Here is a 7,805-nt window from a genome sequence, read left to right as displayed (position 1 = left end):
CGTTCGAAACCGGCGTGCATCACTTCCTGCGGGCAGTCGCGGGCGGTCGCGTTCCAGTCCAGGGTCAGCCGGGCGCGCTCGGCGGCCGACACGCAGGGCAGAGCGGACGGCGTGGCGACCGGTCCGCCGCGAACCTCGGCCTCCAGCGCTCCGATCAAGCTCCGCAAGGCATGCTCGACGCGGTCCAGCGCCGCATCCGGTTCGATGCCCTTGGCGCAGTGCGCCTTCAAGGCGAATCCCGCGCCGTAGTCGTCGACCGACAACGCCAGCGGATAGTGGGTGTGCTCGTCGCTTACCAACAGGCGCATGCCGAAGGCGTGGTCCGCCGCGCCCGTCCCGCCCGCGTCTTCGATTCCCGCCAGCAGGCCCGCGCTGTGACGGTAGTTGATCAGGGCCGCGAACGGCGCCAGACCCGCGCCCAGGCCGGAACAACGCTGGGCGAGCGAGAGCGAGGCGTGCTCGTGTTCGAGCAAGGCGCCCATCTGCGCGTGCACGGCGCGCAAAGCGGCGCGCGTCGACTCCGCGTCCAGATCGACCCGCATCGGCAGAGTATTGATGAACACGCCCGGCGTGGCGGCCAGGGCCGGATTCTGCAGGCGCCCGCTCAGCACCGTGCCGAACACCACGTCGCTGCGTCCACTGCTGGCGCCCAGCGCCAGGGCCCAGGCCAGGTGGAACACCGCCGCGGCGCTGACGCCGGCGTCGCGCGCGCATTCGCGCAGAGGCAGCGCCAGCTCGGCCTCGACCCGGCGCACCGCGTTGCTCGCCCCGGTGACGCCGTCGGCCACCGTCGCCACGCCGAACGGCGCGGTGATCTCGTCGACCGTGCCCAACAGACGGGAGAAATACTCCGCGTGAGCCGAATCCGGCGTCGCGGCCACCGACTCGATGAACTCGCGGTAAGGCGCCGCCTCGTGATTCGCGTCGGGCTCGCCGCGCACGCGCGCGGCGACCTGGGCCAAGATCAGCTCGAGGCTGACGTGATCGCTGACGATATGGTGATTGAGCAACGCCAGCAGCCAGGCGCCGGAGCCCTCGTCGTACGCACTCCACGCGCGCAGCAGCGGCGGCCGGGTCAGGTCCAAGCGCAGCCGCGCCGGATCGCTGGCCTCCAGCAGCGCCTGCGCCGCCGTCGCGCCCGGTGCCGGCGCCACCGGTTCGACCCGCAACCGGGCGCCGCGGTGCACCAGTTGCAGCGGTTCTTCCAGCCCTTGCCAATGCACCGAAGTGCGCAGGATGCCGTGACGGTCGATCATCGCCTGCAGTCCGTCGGCGAAGGCCTGCAGATCTTCGCGCCGGTCGAACTGGAGCAGGGTCCGGATCAGATAGGCGTCCGGGCCTTCGTCGCGCAGGTGATGGAACAACATGCCCTGCTGCAAGGGCGACAGGGGGTAAGCGTCCTCTAGGTCGTCGATGCGCCCGCGCGCCGCGGCCAGAGCCGCGCCTACCTCGGCCTGCTCCAGCTGCGGCAGCCGAGCCGGACCGGCCGGCGCCGGCGGCGGCGCCGCATCGGCCGCGAGGGCGGCCAGATCGCACAGCACCGGCGCGGAAAACACGCTGCGCACGTCCAGGCGCAGGCCACGGCGGGCGAGCCGCTCGATCAGCGCCACCACCATCAGCGAATGACCGCCGAGGCGGAAGAAATGATCGTGGCGGCCGACCCGGGGCAGATCGAACAGCTGCGCCCATGTCTCGGCGATCAGCGCTTCGGTCCGCCCCTGCGGCGGCTGGTAAGCGAGCGCGCCGACCGCGTCGCGATCCGGAGCCGGCAGGCGTTCGCTGTCGAGCTTGCCGTTGCGGGTCAGCGGCAACGCCGCCATCGGCACGAACGCGGACGGAATCATGTAATCGGCCAGCGTCGCCGACAGCGCGGCGCGCAGCCCCGCCACGTCCAGCTGCGCCCCGCGCGCCGGCACCAGATAGGCGACCAGACGCAGGTCCCCGCTAAGGTCGGCGCGCGCCGTCACCGCCGCCTCTTCGATCGCCGGCAGGCGCAGCAAGGCTGCTTCGATCTCGCCGAGCTCGATCCGGAAACCGCGCAACTGGACCTGCTGGTCGATCCGGCCCAGGTGCTGGATGTCGCCGTTCTCAAGCAAACGGCCGAGGTCGCCGGAGCGGTACAGGACCCCGCCCGGTTGGAACGGATCGGCGACGAAGCGCTCGGCGGTCAAGGCCTCGCGGTTGAGATAGCCGCGGGCGAGACCCAGCCCGCCGACGTAGATCTCACCGACCGCACCGTACGGCAGCAGTTGCCGGTCCGGACCCAGGATGTAGACCGAGGTGGTCGGAATCGGTCGGCCGACGTTGTTGTCGGCGCTGGCCAGTTCGGCCGCGCCCAAGCGCTTGAAGGTCACGTGCACGCAGGTTTCGGTGATGCCGTACATGTTCACCAGCGCCACCTGCGGATGGCGTTGCTGGAACGGCGCCAGCTTGGCGGGGTTGAGCGATTCGCCGCCGAACACCACGTAGCGCAGTGCCGACAGGTCGGTCGCCTCCGGCAGCATTCGCGCCAGCGCCTGGAACGCGGACGGGGTCTGGCTCAGCACGCTGACCCGCTGCTGCGCCAGCCAATCGGCGAATCCGCGCGGATCGAGCCGCAGCGCCGCCGGCACGATCGCGGCGCGGGCGCCGTGGACCCAGGCCCCGAACAGTTCCCAGACCGAGAAGTCGAACGCGAACGAGTGGAACACCGACCAGACGTCGTCGCCGCCGAAGTCGAACGGCATGGCCTCGTTGACCAGCAGGCGGACCACGTTGCGGTGGCTGATCGGAACGCCCTTGGGCTGTCCGGTCGAACCGGAGGTGTAGATCACGTAAGCGTCGGCATCGGCTTGCACGTCGACGCCGATCGCCGCGTCCGACAGCCGCGCCGCGGCCGGGTCGTCGCTGCTCAGCGCCTGGCAGCCTGAAGGCAGGGGCGGCAGCGCCGCACCGCCGGCGACTACCGCCAGCCGCACGCCGGCGTCGGCGAGGGCGAAGGCGATGCGTTCGCCGGGCGCGTCGGGATCCAGCGGCACGTAGGCGCAGCCGGCCTTGAGGATGGCCAGGATCGCCACTCCCGCTTCGATCGAGCGGGCAGCGAGCAGGCCGATCCGGTCGCCAGGCGCCGCGCCGCGCGCCAGCAGCAGCCGCGCCAGGCGGTTGGAGCGCGCGTCCAGCGTCGCGTAGTCCAGGCTAGCGTCCTGGTCGAGGACGGCGATGCGCTGCGGCGCCCGTTCGGCTTGCAGGCCGATCAGGCCGTGCAGGGTCTGCGCGCGCGGATAGTCGGCCTGCGCGCCGTGCGCCAGTTTGCGCTGGCGATCGATCTCGGTCGCGGACAGCAAGGGCAGCCGATCGACGGTTTGTGCGCCGTCGCCGGCGACCGCAGCAAGCAGCGCGGCGTAGTGGCCGGCGATCTGCCCGGCCAGCCACGGATCGAAGAAGTCGGCGTTGTAGACCAGGTGGCAGGCGTAGCCCTCGTCGTCCTCGGCGACCAGCAGGTGCAGGTCGTTCTTGCCGTAGCCCAGATTGGTCTCGACGATGCGCCAGGCCAAGTCCGCGCTCTGGCGCAGGCTCGCCGCTGGCTCGAACTGGAACAGCAGGTCGAACAGCGCGGTCCGGCTCATGTCCTTTTCCGGCGCCAGCCACTGCACCAGCCGGTCGAACGGAACCTGCGCGTGCGCCGCGGCCTCGGCGCGCAGGCGCGCGCTGTCGGCGAGCAAAGCGTCGAGCCGGGTGTCGGCGTCGATGCGCTGGCGGATCGTCTGCAGATTGGCGAACGGGCCGACGACGCCGGCGGTGGAGGCGGCGGCGCTGGTGCCGAACACGATGTCCTCGTGCCCCGCGTAACGCCGGATCAGGGCCGCGAAAGCCGCGCCTGCAACGGCCGCTTGATCGGCTCCGATGCGCGCGGCGGTCGCCCGCACCGACGCCGCGACCGCAGCGTCGATGCGGAACGCCAGCCGCGCGGCGGTGTAGGTGTGGATGGTCGGTCGGGCGCGATTGATCGGCAGCTCGACCGCCTGCAGCGGCGCCCGCAGCTGGCGGCGCCAGTACAGCGCATCGGGCTCGAACGTCAGCCGCGCGTCCAGGCCGCGGTGCAGCCGCGACAGGTACTCGCCGGGTTCGGTCGCGGCGAGCTCGACGCCGTCGTAGGCCTGCGCGATCGCCTCGGCGATCTGCGCCAGTGCGGCCCGGTCGGCGACGATATGGTGCACGGCGAGCGCGAGCAGCCCGCCGTCGGCTCCGCTTCGGTACAGGCGCGCACGCAACAGCGCGCCCTCGGCCAAGGGCATCGGCTCGGCGATCCAGGCCAGCGCCGCCGGCACCGGATCGGCTTCGGCTTCGACCTCGGACCAGGGAAGCTCGGCTTGGTCGGCGAAACGCTGCCCCAGACGTCCCTCGCCGGCGACGATGCGCGTGCGCAGCGCCGGCTGCGCGGCGACGACCCGGATCAGCGCGGCACGCAGGCGGTCGGCGTCGACCGCGCCGCTCAGGCGCATCAGCAAGGGCAGGTTGTGGTAGGTCGGGCTGGACGGGTACAGGCTGCCGGCTTCGAAGGTCTCGATGAACCACAGTCGCTGCTGATGCGGCGACAAGGCGAAGCAGTCGCCGTCCGCGGCGGCGACGCCGCTCGTGGCGGCAGCGGCGCCGGCCAGCGGCGCCGCCAGGATCGCCGTCGCGGGCGCCTGGATCATGGTCCGCAGCAGGACCTCGAAATGGTCTGCGCAGTGTTCGATGCTGGCGCGGTCGAACAGGTCGGCCGCGTATTCGTAGCGCAGCTCGATCCGGCCCCGTTCCTCGCTGAGGTACAGCGTCAGGTCGCACTTGGCGCCGATCTGCAGCGGCTCCAGCGCGGTCGTCTCGATGCCTGGCAAGTCCAGTTCGCTGCGCGGCATGTTCTGGCACAGCAGCATGGTCTGGAACAGCGGCGCGTGGCTGGCCTGGCCGCGTTCGGGCCGCACCGCTTCGACGATCCGTTCCAACGGCAGGTCCTGGTGCCGGTAGGCGTCCAGCGCCACCGCCTTGGCCTGCCGCGCCAAGCCTTCGAACGTCTCCGCCGCGCCCAGGCGCAGCCGCAGCGGCAGACTGTTGATGAAGAAGCCGATCAACGGCTCCAGTTCGGCGCGGACCCGGTTGGCCACCGGTGCGCCGACGACGATGTCGTCCTGCCCGCTCAGCCGCGCCATCAGCGCGGTCCATGCGGTCAACGCGGTCATGAACAGCGTCATGCCGCGGCCCGCGCCGAACGCGCGCAGAGCGTCGCACAACGGCGCATCCAGATGGCGGATCAGCTCGCCGCCGCGAGTGCTCGGCGCGGCCGGCCGCGGGAAGTCGGTCGGCAGCTCGAGCCGGTCGGGCGCGCCGCGCAGATGCGCGCGCCAGAATTCCAGGTGCTGGTCCAGCAACGGCGCCGGCAGGCTTTCGCGCTGCCAGGCCGCGTAATCGGCGTACTGCACCGCCAACGGCGGCAACGGATCGGCCCGGCCGGCGGCGAAGGCCGCATACAGCGCCGACACTTCCCGGGCCAGGATCGCGACCGACCAGCCGTCCGAAGCGATGTGATGCTGCAACACCAGCAGGGCGTGGCAGCGCGGACCGATCCGCGCCAACAGGCCGCGGATCGGCGTATCCCGGGCCAGGTCGAAGCCTGCCTGCAGTTGCTCCAGGCAGGCTGCGCGCGCCGCGGCCCAGGCCGCGTCTTCGGCCAGGTGCGACAGGTCGATCTGTTCCAGGGCGAAGCCCGATTCGGCCGGCAACACCTCTTGGCGCGCGGTTCCGTCCAGCTCGGGAAAACGGGTGCGCAAGGTTTCGTGCCGGGCCACCACGGCATCCAGGGCGCGGCGCAGCGCGGCCGAGTCCAGCTCGCCCTCGAGCCGGAACCAGCCGGGCATGCGATAAGCCGCGGCGCCTTCTGGGTCCATCCGGTCGAGAAACCACAAGCGCTGCTGAGCCCACGACAGCGGCAAGTCGCGATCGCGCGCGGTCGCCACCACCGGCGGCAGCCGCCCGGCGCGGGCGCGGCCGGCCTGCGCGGCCATCGCCTCCAGGGTGGGATGCTCGAACACCTCGCGCAGCGGCAACTGCACGCCCAAGGCTTCCTCGATACGCGCCACCAGCCGCACCGCCATCAACGAATGCCCGCCGAGCTCGAAGAAATGGTCGTGACGGCCGACCCGCTCGATTCCGAGCAGGTCGCGCCATAGCCCGGCCAACGCGGCTTCGGCGCCGTCGGCGGGCGCGACGAATGCGCGCCGCGCCAGCGCGCCCTCGTCCGGCGGCGGCAGCGCCGCGCGGTCGAGCTTGCCGCCCGCGGTCAGCGGCCAGCGCGCCATCGGCACGAACGCGGACGGCAGCATGTAATCGGGCAGTTCGCGCGCCAATGCGGCGCGCAGGCGCATCGGCAGATCGGCGCAAGCGGCGGCCAGCAACGGCCAACTGTGCGACGACGACGGCGGCGGCGCGCTCGGAAACGACGCGCCGGTCAGCGCCTGCAGCTGCGATTCGGCGCCGATCGCCGCATCGTAGCGTCCGTCGCCGCCGCTGTCGGCCCAGCTCAGGCGCAAGGACAAGCCGCGCCGCGCGCACATCGCCGCCAGTTCGGCCGGGGTGACGCCCAGGCTGGCCCCGTCGGTTTCGGCCTGCGGCCGGTACGGCAGGGACTTGAGCGCTACGCAGCGCTGTTCGAGCATGCGCGCGAACGGCGCCACCCAGGGATGGGCGATGCCGCGCAGGCCGACGATCGAGGCGGGATCGGCCGCGGCCGCGTCGAGCGCGGCCTCGAGTGCGGCGGCGTCGCGCCAGTCGGGACGCGGCACGGGCGCCGGTTCGGCAGTCTCGCCGCGAGTACGCACGACGACGTCGTAGCGGAACGCCGTCATCTCGGTATGCAGTTCGCCGAGCTTGGGCAGAATGCGGATGTCGCAGATCTGCGGGTAGCGATCGCGCAGGGCCAGGAACCAACTCGGGTCGACCAGCAGCTCGCGGTCGGCCAACGCGCGCCGCCGGGCCTGTTCGAGCAATTGCGCGTCGCCTGCGCCGGCCGTGGCCTGGTACAAGGCCACCGACAGATGGAAAGCTTCGCCCAGCCCCCAGTGACGGATGTCGCCGACGAACAGGCAGCCGCCCGGCTCCAGCCGCGCGAGCATCGCGGCGAGGGTGCGTTCCAGGTAGTCGACATCGGGGAAATACTGCGCGACCGAATTGAGGATGGCGGTATCGAACCGTCCCTCGACCGCGGCGAGGTCGTGCGCCGGCGCTGCGGCCACCTGGGCGACCGCGGCGATCGCCGGATCGCGGGCGATGCGCCGCGCCAGCTTGGCTACGGTACGCGCCGACAGATCGGTGCCGACGTAGCGTCGGCTGCCAGCGGCCAGGTTCTGCAGCAACAGGCCGGTACCGCAACCGACTTCCAGCACGTTGCGCGGACTCAGCGAGCGGATCCGGACCAAGGTCGCGTCGAGCCATTCGCGCATGCTCTCGGCCGGGATCGCCTCGCGGGTGTAGCTGCTGTTCCAGCCGATCGTGTCGAAGCGATCCGAACCGTCGCCGCCGTCCTCGTCGGCCTGCTCGTCGAACACGCCCGACCACTGCTCGACCTGCGCGTCCGCCGCGGAAGCGTCCGCGGCCGCCGGATCGGGAACGACGTAAGCGGCGATGCGCGGTTCGCCGTCGCGATCGCGGACCAGGGTCACCAATGCGTCGCGCACGCCCTCGCTCGCGCGCAGGCGGGCCTGGATCTCGCCGAGCTCGATCCGGTAGCCGCGGATCTTGACCTGATCGTCGTTGCGGCCGAGATACTCCAGGGTGCCGTCGGCATGGCGGCG

General features: G+C 71.8%; 1 protein-coding gene. It reads right to left on the bottom strand.

Features of this window, described 5'->3' with window-relative positions:
* On the bottom strand, positions 1 to 7,805 hold a 7,805-nt coding region (locus AC3A57_RS22790), incomplete at both ends, for an amino acid adenylation domain-containing protein (protein ID WP_487580991.1).

Source organism: Lysobacter sp. Soil_C_15 (genome assembly GCF_057657315.1).
This window is presented reverse-complemented; position numbering and strand designations above follow the sequence as displayed.